This is a genomic window from Bradyrhizobium sp. CCBAU 51753 (genome assembly GCF_015291565.1).
Taxonomy (GTDB): Bacteria; Pseudomonadota; Alphaproteobacteria; order Rhizobiales; family Xanthobacteraceae; genus Bradyrhizobium; species Bradyrhizobium ivorense.
Window position 1 is genome coordinate 521,585 of the sequence record NZ_CP030037.1, and the last position, 19,451, is coordinate 541,035.

Here is a 19,451-nt window from a genome sequence, read left to right on the forward strand (position 1 = left end):
GCGGCCGTTCTCAAGAACGCCGAGGCAAGACCTCGGCTATGTTGCATCGCCAGATGCAATCCGGGTGAGGGGGAGTCTCCGTGAGTCCGCTGTCACCGTCTACGCGGAGACAGCCCCTCACCCCAACCCTCTCCCCGTAAGAACGGGGAGAGGGGGTACGCTCTTGAACGAACAGGATTGAACTAATGGCCAAAGGTTTTGCTTCGACCACGGACCTTGCGGAGAAGAAGGTCACCTTCTCCGAGATCGGCACCGATCTCTACGCCTTCACCGCCGAGGGCGATCCCAACACTGCCGTGATCGTCGGCGACGACGGCTGCTTGGTGTTCGACGCGCAGGCGACGCCGGCGATGGCGAACAAGGTGATCGAGCGGGTCAAGACCGTCACCGACAAGCCGATCAAATATGTCGTGCTGTCGCATTACCACGCCGTCCGCGTGCTCGGCGCCTCCGCTTACAAGGCGCAGGGCATCGTCGCCTCGCAGGAGACCTATCGCCTGATCCAGGAACGCGGCCAGCAGGATTGGGATTCTGAATACGGCCGCTTCCCGCGCCTGTTCCAGGATGCCGCGAGCATTCCCGGCCTGACCTGGCCGACACTGACCTTCGAAGGCGAGATGTCGATCTATCTTGGCAAGCGCGAGGTGCGGCTGATGCAGTTAGGGGCCGGCCACACTTCGGGCGACATCGTCGCCTGGGTGCCGGACGCCGAGGTGATGTTCTCGGGCGATCTCATTGAATACCACTCGGCCTGCTATTGCGGCGATGCGCATTTGCGCGAATGGCCGATGACGCTGAACGAGATCCGCGCCTTCAATCCGAAGGCGATCGCGCCGGGCCGCGGCGACGCGCTGAAGGGCCTCGCCACCGGGCGCGATGCGATCGCGATGACCCGCGACTTCGTCACCACGCTGTACGGCGCCGCCGAGTCCTCGGTCGCCAAGGGCCGCACCTTGAAGGAATCGATGGCCGCGACGCGCGAGGTGATGGACCCGAAGTTCTCCAGCTTCGCGATCTACGAGCACTGCCTGCCGTTCAACGTCTCGCGCGCCTATGACGAAGCGTCCGGGATCGATGACCCCGTGATCTGGACCGACAAGCGCGACCAGGAAATGTGGGCCGCCCTGCAAGGAGGAGGATAGTCATGAACATCAACGCCTCGCCTGATCAGATCGTGCGCAGCACCGCGCAGGTGACGCCGGGCTACATGTCCGGCTTCGGCAACAGCTTTGAGACCGAGGCGCTGCCCGGCGCGCTGCCGATGGGCCGCAACTCGCCGCAGCGCTGCGCCTACGGGCTCTATGCCGAGCAATTGTCCGGCTCGCCGTTCACCGCGCCGCGCGGCACCAATGAGCGCTCCTGGCTTTACCGCATCCGCCCCTCGGTGCGGCACTCCGGCCGCTTCGCCAAGGCGGATGCCGGGCTGTGGCGCACCGCGCCGTGCCATGAGTACGACATGCCGATCGCGCAGCTGCGCTGGGACCCGGCGCCGATCCCGAAGCAAGACATGACCTTCCTGCAGGGCGTGCAAACCATGACCACGGCGGGCGATGCCAATACGCAGGCGGGCATGGCGGCGCATGTCTACCTGATCACCAAATCGATGGTCGACCAGCACTTCTACAATGCCGACGGCGAGATGATGTTCGTGCTGCAGCAGGGCAATCTGCGGCTTGTCACCGAGTTCGGCCGCATCGATGCCGAGCCGGGCGAGATCATCGTGATCCCACGCGGCGTCAAGTTCCGGGTCGAGATTCCGTCAGGTCCGGCGCGCGGCTATCTCTGCGAAAATTACGGCGGCGCGTTCACGCTGCCGGAGCGCGGCCCGATCGGCGCCAACTGCCTCGCCAATTCGCGCGACTTCCTGACGCCGGTCGCCAGCTACGAGGACAAGGACACGCCGACCGAGCTCTACGTGAAGTGGGGCGGCTCCTTGTTCAAGACCACGCTGCCGCATTCGCCGATCGATGTGGTCGCCTGGCACGGCAATTACGCGCCCTACAAATACGATCTGCGCACCTTCTCGCCGGTCGGCGCGATTGCCTTCGACCATCCCGATCCCTCGATCTTCACGGTGCTGACCTCGCCGTCGGAGACCGCGGGCACCGCGAATATCGACTTCGTGATCTTCCCGGAGCGCTGGATGGTGGCCGACAACACCTTCCGCCCGCCGTGGTACCACATGAACATCATGAGCGAGTTCATGGGGCTGATCTACGGCGTCTACGACGCCAAGCCGCAGGGTTTTGTGCCCGGCGGCATCAGCCTGCACAATTGCATGCTGCCGCACGGCCCCGACCGCGAAGCCTTCGAGCATGCCTCTAACAGCGAGCTGAAGCCGGTGAAGCTGACCGGCACGATGGCCTTCATGTTCGAGACCCGCTTCCCGCAGCGGGTAACCCAGCACGCCGCCACCTCGGCGACGCTGCAGGACGATTACTCGGACTGCTGGAAGGGCCTCGAGAAGAAGTTCGATCCGAACAAGCGCTAAGGACTTCACCCTCCCCTGGAGGGGGAGGGTCGACGCGAATGAAATGAGCGGCGGGGTGGGGTGACAGTCTCTCCTTTGAGGCGGTGCCCGAGTGGAGAGATCACCCCACCCCGCTTCGCATTTCGCTTCGCTCCATGCGAACCGACCCTCCCCCTCCAGGGGAGGGTGAAGAACATCAGCCGTCGCATCTGATTGCAGATCGGGAAATCCTATGCCCCACCCCAACGACCCATCCCTCCGCTCCTTCATCGACGTCGCGCCGACCTCGGACTTTTCGATCCAGAACCTGCCCTATGGCGTGTTCTCGTCGAAGGACGGTCTGCCGCCGCGGATCGGGGTTGCGATCGGCGACTATGTGCTCGACCTCTGGGAGCTCGAGCAGGACTCGCGGCTCGATGTCGGGCCGCTCGGCGTGTTCTCGATGCCATCGCTCAACGCCTTCATGGCGCTGGGGCCAAAAGTGTGGTCGAAAACTCGGGCGCGGATCAGCGAGCTGTTGCGGTCCGATCATCCGGAGCTGCGCGACCACAGGGAGCTGCGGGCGCGGGCGCTGGTGCCGATGGCCGATGTGAAGCTCTATATGCCGTTTGCGGTCTCGGGCTACACCGACTTCTATTCGTCGAAGGAGCACGCCACCAATGTCGGCGTCATGTTCCGCGGCAAGGACAATGCGCTGCAGCCGAACTGGCTGCACATGCCGATCGGCTACAACGGCCGCGCCTCGACCGTTGTGGTGTCGGGCACGAAAGTGCGGCGGCCGCGCGGCCAGCTCAAGCCGCCGACCGCCGAGGTGCCGAGCTTCGGCGCCTGCAAGCGGCTCGATTTCGAGCTCGAGATGGGCGTCGTGGTCGGCCAGGCCTCGCCGATGGGCGAGATGCTCACGGAGAAGCAGGCCGAGGAGATGATCTTCGGCTTCGTCATCCTCAACGACTGGAGCGCGCGCGACATCCAGCAGTGGGAATACGTGCCGCTCGGCCCGTTCCAGGCCAAGGCGTTTGCCACCTCGATCAGCCCCTGGGTGGTGACGCGCGAGGCGCTGGAGCCGTTCCGCCTGCAGGGCCCAGCGCAACAGCCGGAGCCGCTCGCCTATCTGAAACAGGCAGGTGCCAACAATTACGACCTTGCGCTCGACGTCGCGCTGCGCGCCGGCGCGATGAACGAGGCGAAGACGATCTGCAGCACCAACTTCAAATACATGTATTGGTCGTCGGTGCAGCAACTCGTGCATCACGCCTCCAGCGGCTGCGCGATGAATGTCGGCGACCTGCTCGGGTCCGGCACGATCTCCGGGCCGGAGAAACATCAGCGCGGCAGCCTGCTCGAGATCAGCTGGAACGGCACCGAGCCGGTCGAGCTCGCGAATGGCGTGACCCGCTCGTTCCTCGAAGACGGCGATTCACTGGTGATGCGCGGCTGGTGCCAGGGCGACGGCTATCGCGTCGGGTTCGGCGAGGTGGAGGGCACGATCGTCGCGGCGGAGTGATTCCCTCGGCCGTCATTGCGAGGAGCGAAGCGACGAAGCAATCCATCTATCCCCGCGCTGTGAGATGGATTGCTTCGCTTCGCTCGCAATGACGGGGAGAGCTCACCGCTCCTCCGGCCTGATATCCCGCAGCCGCGCCGTATGCGCCGCGCAGTCCTCAGTGCTGTACTTCAGATGCACCCGCTTGTCGGACGGCGGCTGGTTCACCGTGCACACGCCCGGCCGCCACGCCTTGGCGGGGCGGATCGGGCGCGGCGCGAAACCGCCGCCGCAGTTCGGGCAGACATTGCCGAGCTTTTGCTCGGCGCAATCTGCGCAGAACGTGCATTCATATGAGCAGATCCGCGCCTCAAGCGTGCTCGGCGGCAGGTCCTTGTCGCAATATTCGCAGTTCGGTCGCAGCTGCAGCGCCATGGTTGTCTCTCTTCTTTAGATGCCGCGCACTCTCCGGTGCACCTCTCCCCTTGTGGGAGAGGTCGGATCGCATCGCGAGATGCGATCCGGGTGAGGGGTAGCGGTCCATCCAAGCAGTGCACCCGCGGAGAGAACCCCTCACCCCAACCCTCTCCCACAGGGGGAGAGGGAGCCCACTGCCCGTGTCGCAGCACCGAACCAATTCAAGCGAATGATCGCAAATCATGCTGCAAAAGCGAATGTCGCATTTCCCTCGATTCGCGCCACGTCAGGCCTTCAGCGGCAGCTTTGTGCTCTCCTTCAGCCGGTCGAGCACGATCGAGGAGCGGACATGGGCGACGCTCTGGTGCGGCATCAGCACGTTGTTGATGATGTCAGACAGGCTTTTCAGGTCGCGCAGGATCACCTTGAGGACATAGTCGGCATCGCCGGTCAGCGCGTAGGCCTCCTGGATGTCGTCGACGCGGTTGACCAGCTCGCGGAATCGCTTCGAATTGTCCGGCGAGTGGGTCGCCAGCGTGATGTGAATGAAGGCGATCAGGCCGAAGCCGAGCGCCTCGCCGGCGAGATCGGCGTGGTAGCCGGCGATGACCTTTTCCTCCTCCAGCCGCATCCGCCGCCGCGAGCACTGCGAGGCCGACAGGCCGACGAGGTCGGCCAGTTGCTGGTTGGTCAGCCGGCCGTCGTCCTGCAGGGCGGCAAGCATTTTGAGGTCGAAGGCGTCGACTTCGATCATGCGCCAATGGCCAGTTTTGTGCGTATATTGTGCATCAATGTAGCCAATCACGGGCCATTTTGCACGCACTTTGCGCGAAAAACGGCGGAAACTCATCCCCGGACAAATCAGGGAGATGCCGCCATGGGTCCGTTTCCGCACGATGCGCCGCCGGCCGAGATCAGTGCCGACAACCCGATGGGTACCGACGGCTTCGAGTTCGTCGAATACGCCCATCCCAACCCGCAAGAACTGCACAGGCTGTTCACGCTGATGGGCTTTGCGCCGGTCGCCCGGCACAAGACCAAGGCGATCACGGTCTATCGCCAGGGCGACATCAACTATCTCGTCAACGAGGAGGTGGGTACCCACGGCTTCGACTTCGTCGCCGCGCACGGCCCCTGCGCGCCGTCGATGGCATTTCGCGTGGTCGACGCCAAGCACGCCTATGAGCGCGCGATTGCGCTCGGCGCCGAGCCGGCGGATGCGTCGTCCGCGCAGAAGACGCTGGATGTTCCCGCCATCAAGGGCATCGGCGGCAGCCTGCTGTATTTCGTCGATCGCTACGGCGCCAAGGGCTCGGCCTATGATGCCGAGTTCGAATGGCTCGGCGCGGTGGATCCTCGCCCCGCAGGCACCGGCCTCTATTACATCGATCACCTGACCCACAACGTCCATCGCGGCCGCATGGATGTGTGGACCGGCTTCTACGCAAAGCTGTTCAACTTCCGCCAGATCCGCTTCTTCGACATCGAGGGCCGCGCGTCGGGCCTGTTCTCGCGCGCGCTGACCAGCCCGGACGGCAAGATCCGGATTCCGATCAACGAGGACGCCGGCGATTCCGGGCAGATCGAGGAATATCTCAACACCTATCGCGGCGAGGGCATCCAGCACATCGCCTGCGGCGCGCGCGACATCCATTCGACGGTGGAGACGCTGCGCGAGGCCGGCCTGCCGTTCATGCCATCACCGCCCGACACCTATTTCGAGCGGATCGACACCCGCTTGCCCAAGCACGGCGAAGACGTCGCGCGGCTGCAGGCCAACGGCATCCTGATCGACGGCGAGGGCGTGGTCGACGGCGGCCAGACCAAGGTGCTGCTGCAGATCTTCTCGGCCAACGCGATCGGCCCGATCTTCTTCGAATTCATCCAGCGCAAGGGCGACGATGGATTCGGCGAGGGCAACTTCAAGGCGCTGTTCGAATCGATCGAGGAAGACCAGATCCGCCGCGGCGTGCTGAAGGTGGATGATGCGGCGTAGGGCTTTGTAGGAAAGCGCGCTCGCGCAAAACTCACCGCTGTCGTCCCGGCGAAAGCCGGGACCCATACCGCGGAATCTATCGAGTGTGTCTGGTGATCGTCCCGCGGTAGCGGCGCGCACAACAACTGCGTTTGGTGGTTATGGGTCCCGGCCCCCGTGCGCAACTGCGCACTAGGCCGGGACGACGGTGAGTTTATTTTCCCGTCTTCCACGCCGCGGTCACATCGCCGATGCTTGCCAGCTCCGGCTCGCGGATCGCCGACGGGGTGCGCGAGAAGCGCGGCGCGGGGGCGGGCTGGGTCACGCCGTGGCGCTCGACGAACACGTTGCGCGCCGCCATGTGCGGATGCTTCGGAGCTTCCTCCATGGTGAGGATCGGCGCGAAGCAGATGTCGGTGCCTTCCATGATCGTGCACCAGTCCGCGCGCGACTTGGTCTTGAACACTTCCACCAGCTTCTGCTTCAACGCCGGCCAGGCCTTGCGGTCCATCTGTGCGTCGAAATCGGCGTCGGAAAGGCCGGCGTGCTGGCGCAGCAGGGCGTAGAATTGCGGCTCGATCGAGCCGATCGAGATGAAGTTGCCGCAGGAGCATTCGTAAACGCCGTAGAAATGTGCGCCGCCGTCGAGGAAATTCTGGTCGCGGCCTTCCTTCCAGCGGCCCTGCGCGCGCATGTCGTAGAACATCGACATCAGCGACGCCGCGCCGTCGCACATCGCGGTGTCGACCACCTGGCCCTTGCCGGACTTTTGCGCTTCCAGCAGCGCGGCGAGCACGCCGACCACGAGGTAGAGCGCGCCGCCGCCGAAATCGCCGACCAGGTTGAGCGGCGGCACCGGCTTCTCCTTGGTGCCGATCGCGGCCAGCGCGCCGGTGATCGAGATGTAGTTGATGTCATGGCCGGCGGCGTTCGCGAGCGGGCCTTCCTGGCCCCAGCCGGTCATGCGGCCGTAGACCAGTCTTGGATTGCGTGCGAGCACGACGTCGGGGCCGAGGCCGAGGCGCTCCATCACGCCGGGGCGAAAGCCCTCGATCAGCGCGTCGGCATGGCCGAGCAGCTCGAGCACTTCCGATACCGCTGCCTTGTTCTTCAGGTCGAGCTCGATGACCTTGCGGCCGCGGGTGGCGACCGCCTTGAGGTTCTTGCCCGCGCCGACGCGGTCCAGCGTGATGACCTCGGCGCCCATGTCGGCCAGCAGCATGCAGGCGAACGGGCCGGGACCGATGCCGGCGAATTCGACGATGCGGAAGCCGGCGAGCGGGCCGGAGGCGCGGACGGCGGTTTGGGATGCGGGCTTGTCGAGCACGTTGTTGTTCCGTTTGGTTGTTGGGCGTGAGGCGGCTGAGATGCAGCCGCGGTGGGCGATGGGTTCTCCCGGCCGTCCGTGGGACGGTATTTTTAATTAGCTGATTAGCTAAATTGTCTCGCCGAATGCGCGGTGTGGCAAGCGGCTTTTGCCCGACCTTGCCGGTAAAATGCCAACGGCGCGCATTGCTGCGCGCCGTTTCCGACTTGTGTCTAGGCGCTATCAGCCCGCGGCGATCACCGCGCGCTGCGCCATCACCTTGATCAGGTTGGCGCGATAGGCCGCCGAGCCGTGGATATCGGCGAGCAATCCCGCGGCGGGAATCGTCACGCCGTCGATCGCGCCCGCCGACCAGTTCGCCTTCAACGCCGCCTCGATCGGGCCGACCCGCATCACGCCGCTCTGCGAGGCGCCGGTCGCGGCGACGCGGACCTCCCCCGCCGGCGTCCTGGCGACGAAGACGCCGGTGAGCGCGAAGCGCGAGGCGGGGTTGGGGAATTTCGCATAGCCCGCCTTGGCCTGCACCGGGAACGACACCGCGGTGATGATCTCGCCATCTTCGAGCGCCGTCGCGAACAGGCCCTTGAAGAAGTCGTCCGCCGCGATCGTGCGCTTGTTGGTCTTGATGGTCGCGCCCAACGCCAACACCGCCGCCGGATAATCGGCTGCGGGATCGTTGTTGGCGAGCGAACCGCCGATCGTGCCGCGATGCCGCACGGCCGGATCGCCGATCAGCGAGGCGAGATGGGCCAGCGCAGGGATCGCCTTTTGCACAACGTCGCTGGTGGCGACGTCGTAATGGGTGGTCGCGGCCTTGACCACGATCCCGTCGCCGGTTGGTTCGATACCGATCAGTTCCTTGACCTTGCCGAGATCAATGACGTCGGACGGCGCCGCGAGGCGCTGCTTCATGACAGGCAGCAGGGTCTGCCCGCCGGCGAGGAATTTCGCTTCCGTGCCCTTGCCGAACAGCGCCACGGCATCGTCGACGGAGGAGGCGCGGTGATAAGTGGTCTCGTACATCGTATCCTCCCCTTAGCCGTGAATGGCGTGCCAGACGCGATCGGACGTCGCCGGCATTTCCAGTTTGTTGTTGCCGATCGCATCCGTGATCGCGTTGATCACGGCCGCCGAAGCGCCGATCGCGCCGGCTTCGCCGCAGCCCTTGACGCCGAGCGGATTGCCCGGACATAGCGTCGGCGTGTGCGAGAGCTGGAACGACGGCAAATCGTCGGCGCGCGGCATGGTGTAATCCATGAACGACGCGGTCACGAGCTGACCGGTGCCGTCATAGACCACGCCTTCGAGCAGCGCCTGGCCGATGCCCTGGGCGAGGCCGCCATGGACCTGGCCTTCGACGATCATCGGGTTGATCAGCCGGCCGAAATCGTCGGCTGCGACGAAGTTGACGAACGAGGTCTTGCCGGTGCCGGGATCGACCTCGAGCTCGCAGATATAGGCGCCGGCCGGGAAGGTGAAGTTGGTCGGATCGTAGAACGCCGTCTCCTTCAATCCCGGCTCCATGCCGTCAGGCAGATTGTGCGCGGTGTAGGCCGCGAGCGCGACCATCGGCAGCGCGATCGACTTGTCGGTGCCGGTGACCTTGAACTCGCCGTTCTCGATCACGATGTCGCTCTCGGAGGCCTCGAGCGCGTGCGCCGCGATCTTCTTGGCCTTGGCCTCGACCTTCTCCATCGCCTTCACGATGGCCGTGCCGCCGACCGCGATCGAACGCGAGCCGTAGGTGCCCATGCCGAACTGCACCTTGTCGGTGTCGCCATGGACGATCGAGACCTGGCTGACCGGCACGCCGAGCCGCTCCGCGATGATCTGGCAGAACGTCGTCTCGTGGCCCTGGCCATGGCTGTGCGATCCGGTAAGCACCTCGATGGTGCCGACCGGGTTGACGCGGATCTCCGCGGACTCCCACAGGCCGACGCCGGCGCCGAGACTGCCCACCGCCTTCGACGGCGCGATGCCGCAGGCCTCGATGTAGCAGGAGACGCCGATGCCGCGCAGCTTGCCTTCACCTTTGGCCTTGGCCTTGCGGGCCGGGAAGCCGGCATAGTCGATCGCCTTCATCGCAGCGTCGATCGAGGCGTGGAAGTCGCCGATGTCATACGCCATGATGACGGGCGTCTGGTACGGGAACGTGGTGATGAAGTTCTTCTTGCGCAGCTCGGCCGGATCGACCTTGAGCTGCCGCGCCGCGGTCTCCATCATCCGCTCGAGCAGATAGCTCGCCTCGGGACGTCCGGCGCCGCGATAGGCGTCGACCGGCGTGGTGTTGGTGTAGACGCCCATCACCTCGGCATAGATCGCCGGGATCACGTACTGGCCCGACAGCAGCGTCGCGTAGAGATAGGTCGGCACCGCCGACGAGAACAGCGACATGTAGGCGCCGAAATTGGCGTGGGTCTTCACCCTGAGGCCGACGATCTTGTTGTCCTTGTCGAACGCCATCTCGGCCTTCGAGACATGGTCGCGGCCATGCGCGTCGGTGAGGAAGGCTTCGGAGCGATCGCCGGTCCACTTCACCGGGCGATTGACCTTCTTCGACGCCCACAGCGCCACCATCTCTTCCGGATAAATGTAGATCTTGGAGCCGAAGCCGCCGCCGACATCGGGCGCGATGACGCGCAGCTTGTGCTCGGGCGCGATGTTGTAGAACGCCGACAGCACGAGGCGGGCGACGTGCGGGTTCTGCGAGGTCGTGTAGAGCGTGTAGTGCTCCTCGGCCTGGTCGTAATGCGCGATCGCCGCGCGCGGCTCCATCGCGTTCGGCACCAGGCGGTTGTTGGTCAGCTCCAGCGTCACCACATTGGCGGCCTTGCTGAAGGCGTCCTTCACCGCGGCTTCGTCGCCGAGATGCCAGTCGTACACGACATTGCCGGGAGCCTCCGGGTGCAGCTGCGGCGCGCCCGGCTTGAGCGCGGCCTTGATATCAGGCACGGCGGGAAGCTCTTCATAATTGACCACGACCGCCTCGGCGGCGTCCTTGGCCTGGTTCTTGGTCTCGGCGATCACGACCGCGACCGCCTGTCCGACGAAGCGCACGGTCTCCGGCGCCATCGCCGGCCACGCACCCATCTTCATCGGCGAGCCGTCCTTCGAGGTGATCGCCCAGCCGCAGATCAGGTTGCCGACCTTGTCGTCGACGATCTGCTGCCCGGTCAGCACCGCGATCACGCCGGGCATCTTCATCGCCTCGGCTGAATCGATGCCCTTGACCTTGGCATGCGCGTGCGGGCTGCGGATGAAGTGAGCGTAGCTCATGCCCACCATCTTGATGTCGTCGACGTAACGACCCTGTCCGGTAATAAAGCGTCGGTCTTCCTTGCGCACGACGCTGGCGCCGATACCTTCAACACCCATTGTCTAGTCCTCCCGACCGGAGATTTCGGATTGCCGCCGCTTCCATCGAGTTGGCGGTCATGAGCTTGTTTTGCGTTGCGTGGGCTATTCGGCGGCCTGCGCAACCTTCATTCGGCTGGCGGCGTCGAGCACCGCCTTGACGATATTGTGGTAGCCGGTGCAGCGGCAGATATTACCTTCGAGCTCGTGGCGGACGGTCTCCTCGTCGAGCTTGCCGCCATGGCGATGTACGATATCGACCGCGGACATGATCATGCCGGGGGTGCAGTAGCCGCACTGCAGGCCGTGATTGTCGCGGAACGCGGCCTGCATCGGGTGCAACTCGTCGCCCTTGGCGAGGCCTTCGATGGTGGTGACGTTGGACCCGGCGGCCTGGCCGGCCAGCATGGTGCAGGATTTGACCGCGCGGCCGTCGACATGGACGACGCAGGCGCCGCACTGGCTGGTATCGCAGCCGATATGGGTGCCGGTCAGGTTCAGGTTTTCGCGCAGCAAATGCACGAGCAGGGTGCGGTCCTCGACGTCGACCGAGACCGCCCTGCCGTTGACGGTCAGTTTGATTGTAGACACGCGTCTCTCCTCCCGAAGTCTCAATTATTGGCCCAGTACAGCACGCTTCTTTTGCGACGTAACCGCGATCAAAGTCGTAGTCGCGGCCTTGTCATGAAGGCGGGCCGGGCAGTGGCTGCGATCCTAGCAGGCAGCCATTGAATGGGCAATTTACAAGCGGACGCAAGGCCGATCCGGCGCGGCGAAATTGCGTCCGCATGCGCGGTCTCGCGGCTCGATCGGGCGTGCTGTCGCGCGCCGGAATCCGCCGGCGCGGCCGCTACTACCTTCCGCCTATAACGACGCAAAAGCGTTGCTGTCATTTTCGTCGCCGACGCAGCGACGGAAGATCGCTGGTTCATGAATTGGGTAGAGAGCCGCGCGCGCGATGCATGCATCGCGGCAACGAAACCATTTTGTTTGGAGGAAACAGATGAAGCTGAGGAGCGGGATTTTCTTTGCCGGCGTGTCGCTGGCTGCCATGCTGATGGTGAGTGTCGGGGCCGCGAGGGCCAATGATTCCGTCGTCAAGGCGGTGTCCGATCCCAACGGATGGGCGATCGCCGGCCACGACTACGGCAATACGCGCTTCAGCCCCCTGAAGCAGATCACCTCCGAGAACGCCGGCAAGCTCCAGCTCGTCTACTCGCTGTCGCTGGCCTCGCTGCGCTCCAACGAGTCGTCCCCGGTCGTGATCGGCAAGACGCTCTACGTCTCGACCTCCTGGGGGCCGAAATACGTTTATGCCATCGATGCCGCGACCGGCGCGCGCAAATGGACCTGGCAGCCGGATATTCCCGACGACGTGCTTCAATACGCCTGCTGCGACGTCAACAACCGCGGCGTCTCCTTTGCCGACGGCAAGATCTTCGTCGGCCGGCTCGACGGCAAGCTGACCGCGCTCGATGCCGAGACCGGCAAGGAACTCTGGACTTCGACGGTGGTCGACTACAAGCAGGGCTCGGTCATCACCTCGCCGCCGCTCATCGTGCGCGACAAGGTGATCACCGGCTTCGGCGGCGGCGAATACGGCGTCCGCGGTTCGCTGCAGGCATTTTCCATTAAGGACGGCAAGCTGCTGTGGCAGACCTATACGGTGCCGGCGCCGGGCCAGCCCGGCAGTGAGACCTGGAAGGGCGACACCGGGCTGCACGGCGGCGGCGCCGCCTGGCTGGTCGGCTCTTACGACGCCAAATCGGACACCGTGTATTGGGGCACCAGCAATCCGGGACCCTGGAACACCGCGGTGCGCTCCACCGGCGACGGCAATTTCGGCAAGCTGACCAACCTCTACACGGCGTCGACGCTGGCGATCGATCCCAACACCGGCAGCATCAAGTGGCACATCCAGGGCACGCCGGCCGATGCCTGGGACTACGACGGCGTCAACGAACTGCTGCTCGCCGACCTGAAGATCAAGGGCGCCGACACGCCGGTGCTGATGAAGGCGGACCGCAACGGCTTCTTCTTCGTGGCCAACCGCGAAACCGGCAAGGTGATCTCGGCCGAGAAGTATGTGTTCGCCAACTGGGCCAAGAAGTGGGACATCAACACGATGCGGGCGGAAGAGGATCCCGACAAGCGCCCGGGCCCCGGCCATCCCGCCAAGGACATCTGCCCCAATTTGATCGGCGGCAAGAATTGGCAGCCGATGTCGTTCAACCCGCAGACCGGTCTCGTCTATATCCCGACCAACAATGTCTGCATGGACTGGTCGGTCAGCGACGTGAACTACAAGCGCGGGGTGTTCTATCTCGGCGCCGAATTCCCGACCAAGGAAGGCCCCGGCGGCTTCCTCGGCGAGCTCGTGGCCTGGGATCCCGTCGCCAACAAGAAGGTGTGGGGCATCAAGGAAGACCTGCCCTTCAACGGCGGCACGCTGACGACGGCCGGCAACCTGGTGTTCTCGGGCAATCTGCACGGCGACTTCCGCGCCATCGACGCCAAGAACGGCAAGGTGCTGTGGAGCAAGAACCTCGGCAGCGGCATCGGCGCAGGTCCTGTGACCTATTCGGTCGACGGCAAGCAGTATGTCGCGATCGTGGTCGGACGCACCGCGGCGCTGCCGGCCTTCCTCGGCGACATCGGCAAGAAGATGGTCGCCGCGGCCCCGGAAGGCGGCTCGCTGTTCGTGTTCGCCCTGCAGTAAACGATCCTCGAAAGGAGGCAGCATTGTCCGTGTCCTGCATCGTCCGAAACGAACTGCGCACCCCCTCGCGCAACACGCGGTTGGAACATGCGATCCGGACCGTGCTGCTCTCCGCCCTGCTGATGGCGCCGGCCCTGGCGGCCGGCGCCATCGAGACAAAGCCGCCGCTGCGGCTCTGCGCCGACCCGACCAATCTGCCGTTCTCGAGCGACGATCCGGCCAAGCCCGGCCTTTATCTCGAGATCGGCCAGGCGGTGGCGCAAAAGCTCGGCCGCACGGTGAGCACCAATTGGTACAAGTCGTATTTCGGCAAGCGCACCGTCCGCGAGACGCTGCTGAGCAAGCAGTGCGACGCCATGGTCGGCCTGCCGCTGATCGACGATTTCATGGGACCGGCCGTGATATTCTCGAAGCCGATCGCCCATGAAGGCTATGCGCTGGTCGGCGCCAGGGATCGCAAGCTTGCCGGCATCGACGACCTCAAGGGGTTGCGCGTTGCGGTGCAGTATCAGTCGACCCCGCAAAACCTGCTGGCATCGCGCGATGAGATCCAGAAAGTCACCGTGCTCAGCCCGGACGAGGGTATGACGGCGCTCGAACAGGGCAGGGTCGACGTCGCCTTCATCTGGGCGCCGGTGGCCGGCTGGCTCAACAAGACCACGTATGGCGACAAGTATCAGATCGTGTCGACGGCAAGTGACGGCCTGCTCTGGGTAACGGCGATCGGCTTCGCCAGGGCGTCTGGTGCATTGCGCGATGAAGTCGATGCCGTGCTGCCGTCGCTGCAGCCGGATATTTCCGCCCTGTTTGCCAAATACGGGGTGCCGAACGGCGCCCCGGTGAAGTTCGGTGAGGCCGATCGGGCGACGACGTCATCCGTCGGAGCAAAGGAACCCGTCACGGTCGGTCAGGCGGCCGCAGCCGAGAAGCCGGTTCAGACCGCGGCCACCGCCGGGGATGCCACGACGGGGCGGGAGGTCTTCAACGGTACCTGCGCCCATTGCCATGGCCCGGACGCCGTGCAGGCCGAGCGCAAGATCGACCTCAGGCTGCTGAAGAAGCGCTATGCCGACGACATGGAGTCGACCTATTGGAAGACCGTCCACGACGGCCGGCCGGCCAAGGGCATGCCGGCCTGGAAGGACGTCTTCAGCGACGATGAGCTGCGAAACGTGTATGTCTATCTGCAGACCGTGCAGGACACGGGTGGATCGAACTAGCCGCGGCCGTCGGCAACCAGCTGTGCGAGGGTCCTGATGATGGGGTTCCTGATCATCGACGATCACCCTCTGTTCGGCGAGGCGCTTGGCAACGCCATCCGCATCTCGCATCCCGATGCCCGCATCTATGAGGCCACCTCGATCAAGGGCGCGCTCGGCATCCTCGCCGCCGAGCCGAGCATTGACCTCGCGCTGCTCGATCTGTTGCTGCCCGATGTCGTCGGCTTCTCGGGCTTCCAGAAGATCAGGGATCGCTATCCTCGCCTGCCGATCGCCATCGTATCGAGCGAAGAGGACAAGCACACGATCCGCGAAGCGCTGGAAATGGGCGCGGTCGGCTATCTGCCGAAGTCGACGTCGCTCGGCGAGCTCTCGCAGGCGATCGCGCGGGTGCTGAGCGGCTCGGTCTCGGCGCCGCGCGACTTCGTCGCGGCCGGCGCCTTGGACCAGTCCGAGACGGCGCGAACGCTGCGCGAGCGGATCCAGAAGCTGACGCCGCAGCAGATCCGGGTGCTGCATTTGATCGTCCGCGGCCTGCAGAACCGCGAGATCGCCGCGGAACTCAAGCTTGCCGAGTCCACCGTGAAGGCGCACGTTACCGAGATCCTGCGCAAGCTAAAACTGTTCAGCCGCAACAAGGCGATCATCGAGCTTGGCAAGATCACGCTCCCGGTCGCGGAGACCTGTGCGGGCGCGAAGCAGGACAAGGCACCTTAGGCTAGCGGCGCCGCGCGGCGCGCACAGAAGGCGCTGACCATGGGCTGCCGCTGTATTTTTGGATAACGGTGTCGCACAATGGCTGTCATCGGTGACCCCAAAGAGGACGGCGCAGCATTGACCACGACGATGCCCCCGGCAGACGAGCCGCCGCCCGGCAAGGCGGCCGTGCCTCGGCTGCTGATCGTCGAGGATCACCCGCTGTTCCGTGCCGCCCTGGTCGGCGTGATCGGCGCCGAGTTTCCCGACGCCGAGATGCTGCAGGCGACTTCGATTGATGGCGCGCTTGACGTGATTGCCGAGCGCGACGCTCTCGATCTCATCCTGCTCGATCTGTCGATGCCGGGGACCAAGGGCTTGCTCGGCGCCTATCGGGTGCGGGCTGCCGCACCGCGCAGCGCGCTCGTGATCGTGTCAGCGCATGATGATTCCCGAATCGTCGGCAGCGCGATCGCGCTCGGCATTTCCGGCTACATCCCGAAATCGACGCCGAAGGCCGAGCTGGCGCGCATGCTGCGCGGCATCCTCGAAGGCGAGGTGTGCCTGCCGACCCGGTTCCGCGACCGCGCCGCCGCGCGGCAAGGCCAGGCCGACGCGCAGCAGCTGATGCAGCGCCTCGGCCAGTTCACGGCGCAGCAGCTGCGCGTGCTCGACATGATCTGCCGCGGTCTGCAAAACAAGCACATCGCCTACGAGCTCAATATCTCGGTCACCACCGTGAAGGTCCACGTCTCGGAGATCCTGCGCAAGCTCGGCGTGCGGAGCCGGACCGAAGCCATCATCGCGCTGTCGAAGCTCGACTTCGGCAAGCACGACCACGCGGCGGTGACGGCCTCGCCGCCGCGCGGCGCCGGGTCATAGCCGGGCCGACTGCTCGGCCGCCAAAAGGAACGACAGCAGCGAGCGCATCTCGGCCGGTTTGATCGGCTTCTTCAGCAGCTCGTGGCCGAACGCCGAGACGTCGGAGGCGGCCTTGGCGGAGTAGTCGGCGGTGACGATGATTGCCGGAACCTTGGTGTTGATCGCGCCACGGATCACATCGACTGCCTGGATTCCGGTCTCGCCATTGTCGAGATGCAGGTCGGCGATGATGGCGTCGGGAATGCCGTCGAGTGCGTGGATGCGTTCGAGGGCCTCGCTCTTGGAGATCGTCACCGCGACGTCGCAACCCCATTTTTCGAGCAGGTGAGCCAGCCCCTCGGCGCTCGACAGGTCGTTCTCGATCAGCAGGATCTTCGCACCCTCCATGCCGCCGTAGCGATAGTCGACGCTGGCCTGCTCGCGCATCGGGATCGCGACCGGCTCGAGCGTGCGCGGCACGGTGACCGAGAACACCGCGCCCTTGCCCGGGCGCGACGTCAGCCTGATGTCGTGCTCGAGCAGGTCGGCAAACCGCCGCACGATTGAAAGCCCGAGTCCGATGCCGGCCTTGTCGCCTGCGCTGGTCTCGCCGCGCTGGAATTCGACGAAGATGGCTTCGCGCTGGGCTTCCGGAATGCCGGGCCCGGTGTCGTGCACCTCGATCCGGATATCGTCGCCGTGAAGCCGACATCCCATCAGCACGCTGCCGCGATGGGTGTAGCGCAGTGCATTGGCCAGAAAGTTTTGCAGGATCCGGCGCAGCATCAGCGGATCCGAGCGAACCACCGCAGACGACGGCATGATCCGGAAGCCGAGGTTGCGCCTCGCTGCGGTCGCGGAAAATTCCTGCTCCAGCGCCTCGAACAGCGAAGCGATCGAAACCGGTCCGAATTCCGGCTTGAGCACGCCGGCATCGAGCTTGGAGATGTCGAGCAGCGTCCGCAGCATGTCCTCGAGCGTCGCCAGCGAACGGTCGATCTGCTCGGTCAGCGCGACGCCCTTCGGCTCGCTCGTCATTTCGGCCAGCGCGGACAGCGTCAGCCGCGCCGCATTCAGCGGCTGCAGCAGGTCGTGGGTCACCGAGACCAGGACCGACGATTTCAGCGAGCTTGCCGCCTCGGCCTGCTGTTTGGCCTGCAGCAGCCGTCCATTGGTCTTTTCCAGCGATTGCAGCGCCTGCTTGAGCTGCTGGGTGCGGTCGCGAACCTGCTGATCGAGCGCAATCGCGGTCTCGAACAGCGAAAAGGCGTTGAGCTGCTGGTCGGTCGAGCGCTCGACGCGCGACATCAGCGCCGCGTTGATCTTGCGCAGCTTCTCGGCCTCGCGTTCGAGGGCCATCAATCGCGTGGTCTTGCTGTCAGTCATTGCGGCGCGACGGCCCGTTTGCCGATGGCGATCCCGGTCAGCGTCTGGTTGACATGCATGGAGCGATACTGCTCGCCATAGGTCTGAAAGCCAATCACTTTGTTGCTGCGATAGAGCTCCGACATCTCCCGCGACAATTGGCGTTGCTCGACATCGAGCCGGCGCAGCACGCATTCGAAGCCGATGAACATCGAGACCTCGCCGAGATCGTCGGCGAGTTCCTTGAGCAGGCGGCTGGTGACGTCGATCGGATCGCGCTCGCGCGCCACCGTCAGCACCATCCCCTCGTCGATGGCGCAGAAGAATTGCAGCGATCCGTCCGGGTTGGTGCGCTGGATCGACCGCGCGTAATAGGCGCCGCCGACGCGGACGAGGACTGGGTGAGCCGCGAAGGAAAACAGTTCGAGCTTGCTCTCGCTGAGGCCGACGGCGCGGGAATATTCCAGCGCGGCCGGCTCGGCGTTCAACTCCTTGACGATGCGGCGCTCGATATCGGCCTCGGTCACCACCATCTTGGTCGATGTCGGCTCGAAATGGTCGCACTTGAACAGGCGAAACGGCAGACGGGTCCGGATCAGGATCAGGACTGCAGCGTCAGTGTAGGCCTCGCCACCATGGAAGACCCAGGACCGCTCGAAGCGCAGGCCGTCGCCGGCAGAGCCGCCGACCACCGGGATATCTTCGAGCGATGCGTAGATCGCCGACATGATGGTTTCTTCGCGCTGGCACAAGCCGTCGATGAACAGCAGCCCGAACGATTCGTCGGTGTGATCGCAATGCTCGGTCCGCTCCGCGAATTCGTGCTGCAACTCGGTACAGATCGAGCGGCCATGGTCGACCCGAAACGTCGTCAGATCGAACAGCGGCCGGGCCGCGATGACAAAATCGGCGGCACTGAAACCCATCGCGACGACGCTGTCCTCGTCCCAGCCGCCGGGCGACAGCTCGCCGGCCGTGGTGCAGCCGAAGATCGGAACGTCGGGCATCCGGCCGGACAGCTCCGCGATGAAGGCCTTAGGGTCGTAGAACGGCGAGACGAACACCACGAGCATGGCGAGATCGGCCGCCGCCAACTGGCGCACGATCTCGTCCGCGGCTTGCCGCGGCCCGTCGGTCTTTGCCTGCACCACGACAATGCTGTCGGTGGCGCTTGCCTGCTCCTCCGCCAAAGGCGTTCTCCCTGACCAGAATTTTTTGCTCTTCTTGGCGCGGCCGGTGCCCGCGCAGGTCGTGAGCGTGTTCAGGTCATGCCGCGATGGCTCGCGTTTCGGCCTGCATAGTCCAGATCGTGAGGGGAAATGTCATTGGCCCGGCTGCGCCGCCGGCGGCCATGCTCGCCGCAAGCACGAGCGGCGTCTTGCGACGCGATGACATGGGACTCCTCCCGATGTGTTCTCCCGGCCCGGGCAGGGACGGGTTTGATCGGTTCTAAACTATCGGGCCGGACCCGCGCGTCAATCGCCAAGCCCGGCCTCCTAGACCGACCAAGGTAGTAGCGTGCCGAACCCGTCGGCCGCTGCCCATTTACCGGGCCTTATCGATT

16 protein-coding genes are annotated in these 19,451 nt (G+C 64.8%); 8 read left to right on the forward strand and 8 right to left on the reverse strand.

From position 1 onward, the window contains the following. The first annotated feature begins 185 nt into the window (after positions 1-185). From XH93_RS02430 to fahA, 3 genes are all read left to right on the forward strand, one after another. On the forward strand, positions 186-1,142 hold the full coding sequence (locus tag XH93_RS02430; protein ID WP_194472252.1) for an MBL fold metallo-hydrolase: 957 nt from the start codon (positions 186-188) through the stop codon (positions 1,140-1,142). A gap of 2 nt (positions 1,143-1,144) precedes the next feature. After that, positions 1,145-2,491: a homogentisate 1,2-dioxygenase gene (gene hmgA, locus XH93_RS02435; protein ID WP_194472253.1), complete on the forward strand. Its 1,347-nt coding sequence runs from the start codon at positions 1,145-1,147 to the stop codon at positions 2,489-2,491. Between the two features lie 211 nt (positions 2,492-2,702). Continuing rightward, positions 2,703-3,974: a fumarylacetoacetase gene (gene fahA / locus XH93_RS02440; protein ID WP_194472254.1), complete on the forward strand. Its 1,272-nt coding sequence runs from the start codon at positions 2,703-2,705 to the stop codon at positions 3,972-3,974. Positions 3,975-4,076: 102 nt separating this feature from the next. Here fahA and XH93_RS02445 read toward each other — a convergent pair whose 3' ends face one another. Beyond that, positions 4,077-4,388 carry a DUF1272 domain-containing protein gene (locus tag XH93_RS02445; protein ID WP_194472255.1) on the reverse strand — a complete coding sequence of 104 codons (312 nt, stop codon included), beginning with the start codon at positions 4,386-4,388 and terminating at the stop codon, positions 4,077-4,079. Positions 4,389-4,656: 268 nt separating this feature from the next. Beyond that, positions 4,657-5,124 carry an Lrp/AsnC family transcriptional regulator gene (locus XH93_RS02450; RefSeq protein ID WP_194472256.1) on the reverse strand — a complete coding sequence of 156 codons (468 nt, stop codon included), beginning with the start codon at positions 5,122-5,124 and terminating at the stop codon, positions 4,657-4,659. 123 nt (positions 5,125-5,247) lie between these two features. Here XH93_RS02450 and hppD point away from each other — a divergent pair, with 123 nt between their 5' ends. Beyond that, entirely contained in the window at positions 5,248-6,366 is a 1,119-nt protein-coding gene (gene hppD / locus XH93_RS02455; protein ID WP_194472257.1) for a 4-hydroxyphenylpyruvate dioxygenase, read from the forward strand. Positions 6,367-6,559: 193 nt separating this feature from the next. Here hppD and XH93_RS02460 read toward each other — a convergent pair whose 3' ends face one another. From XH93_RS02460 to XH93_RS02475, 4 genes are all read right to left on the reverse strand, one after another. After that, the gene (locus tag XH93_RS02460; protein WP_194472258.1) at positions 6,560-7,672 is read right to left on the reverse strand and encodes a CaiB/BaiF CoA-transferase family protein; all 1,113 of its coding nucleotides are present in this window, start codon (positions 7,670-7,672) and stop codon (positions 6,560-6,562) included. A gap of 222 nt (positions 7,673-7,894) precedes the next feature. Next, the gene (locus XH93_RS02465; RefSeq protein WP_194472259.1) at positions 7,895-8,695 is read right to left on the reverse strand and encodes a xanthine dehydrogenase family protein subunit M; all 801 of its coding nucleotides are present in this window, start codon (positions 8,693-8,695) and stop codon (positions 7,895-7,897) included. 12 nt (positions 8,696-8,707) lie between these two features. Beyond that, entirely contained in the window at positions 8,708-11,047 is a 2,340-nt protein-coding gene (locus XH93_RS02470) for a xanthine dehydrogenase family protein molybdopterin-binding subunit (protein ID WP_194472260.1), read from the reverse strand. A gap of 84 nt (positions 11,048-11,131) precedes the next feature. Then, positions 11,132-11,617, reverse strand: a complete 486-nt coding sequence (locus XH93_RS02475) for a (2Fe-2S)-binding protein (protein ID WP_139857178.1) — start codon at positions 11,615-11,617, stop codon at positions 11,132-11,134. Positions 11,618-12,029: 412 nt separating this feature from the next. Here XH93_RS02475 and XH93_RS02480 point away from each other — a divergent pair, with 412 nt between their 5' ends. From XH93_RS02480 to XH93_RS02495, 4 genes are all read left to right on the forward strand, one after another. Continuing rightward, the gene (locus XH93_RS02480; RefSeq protein WP_246799466.1) at positions 12,030-13,745 is read left to right on the forward strand and encodes a PQQ-dependent dehydrogenase, methanol/ethanol family; all 1,716 of its coding nucleotides are present in this window, start codon (positions 12,030-12,032) and stop codon (positions 13,743-13,745) included. A 29-nt stretch (positions 13,746-13,774) separates the two neighbouring features. After that, entirely contained in the window at positions 13,775-14,965 is a 1,191-nt protein-coding gene (locus XH93_RS02485) for a c-type cytochrome (RefSeq protein ID WP_371815149.1), read from the forward strand. 36 nt (positions 14,966-15,001) lie between these two features. Continuing rightward, complete coding sequence (locus XH93_RS02490; protein ID WP_194472262.1) at positions 15,002-15,682, forward strand: response regulator transcription factor; 681 nt, start codon at positions 15,002-15,004, stop codon at positions 15,680-15,682. A gap of 78 nt (positions 15,683-15,760) precedes the next feature. Continuing rightward, on the forward strand, positions 15,761-16,543 hold the full coding sequence (locus XH93_RS02495; protein WP_246799467.1) for a response regulator transcription factor: 783 nt from the start codon (positions 15,761-15,763) through the stop codon (positions 16,541-16,543). Here the strand turns inward: XH93_RS02495 and XH93_RS02500 are convergent. Together XH93_RS02500 and XH93_RS02505 are read right to left on the reverse strand one after the other, a co-directional pair. After that, positions 16,538-17,908 carry a hybrid sensor histidine kinase/response regulator gene (locus XH93_RS02500; RefSeq protein WP_194472263.1) on the reverse strand — a complete coding sequence of 457 codons (1,371 nt, stop codon included), beginning with the start codon at positions 17,906-17,908 and terminating at the stop codon, positions 16,538-16,540. The two genes, XH93_RS02495 and XH93_RS02500, sit on opposite strands and share 6 nt — an antisense overlap. Next, on the reverse strand, positions 17,905-19,077 hold the full coding sequence (locus XH93_RS02505) for an FIST N-terminal domain-containing protein (protein WP_194472264.1): 1,173 nt from the start codon (positions 19,075-19,077) through the stop codon (positions 17,905-17,907). The genes XH93_RS02500 and XH93_RS02505 overlap by 4 nt, the downstream gene beginning before the upstream one ends. Between the last annotated feature and the right edge of the window lie 374 nt (positions 19,078-19,451).

Coding starts and splice junctions, on each gene's coding strand:
- XH93_RS02430 (WP_194472252.1), top strand. CDS start 186: ATGGCCAAAGGTTTTGCTTCGACCACGGACCTTGCGGAGAAGAAGGTC.
- hmgA (WP_194472253.1), top strand. CDS start 1,145: ATGAACATCAACGCCTCGCCTGATCAGATCGTGCGCAGCACCGCGCAG.
- fahA (WP_194472254.1), top strand. CDS start 2,703: ATGCCCCACCCCAACGACCCATCCCTCCGCTCCTTCATCGACGTCGCG.
- XH93_RS02445 (WP_194472255.1), bottom strand. CDS start 4,388: ATGGCGCTGCAGCTGCGACCGAACTGCGAATATTGCGACAAGGACCTG.
- XH93_RS02450 (WP_194472256.1), bottom strand. CDS start 5,124: ATGATCGAAGTCGACGCCTTCGACCTCAAAATGCTTGCCGCCCTGCAG.
- hppD (WP_194472257.1), top strand. CDS start 5,248: ATGGGTCCGTTTCCGCACGATGCGCCGCCGGCCGAGATCAGTGCCGAC.
- XH93_RS02465 (WP_194472259.1), bottom strand. CDS start 8,695: ATGTACGAGACCACTTATCACCGCGCCTCCTCCGTCGACGATGCCGTG.
- XH93_RS02470 (WP_194472260.1), bottom strand. CDS start 11,047: ATGGGTGTTGAAGGTATCGGCGCCAGCGTCGTGCGCAAGGAAGACCGA.
- XH93_RS02480 (WP_246799466.1), top strand. CDS start 12,030: ATGAAGCTGAGGAGCGGGATTTTCTTTGCCGGCGTGTCGCTGGCTGCC.
- XH93_RS02490 (WP_194472262.1), top strand. CDS start 15,002: ATGATGGGGTTCCTGATCATCGACGATCACCCTCTGTTCGGCGAGGCG.
- XH93_RS02495 (WP_246799467.1), top strand. CDS start 15,761: ATGGCTGTCATCGGTGACCCCAAAGAGGACGGCGCAGCATTGACCACG.
- XH93_RS02500 (WP_194472263.1), bottom strand. CDS start 17,908: ATGACTGACAGCAAGACCACGCGATTGATGGCCCTCGAACGCGAGGCC.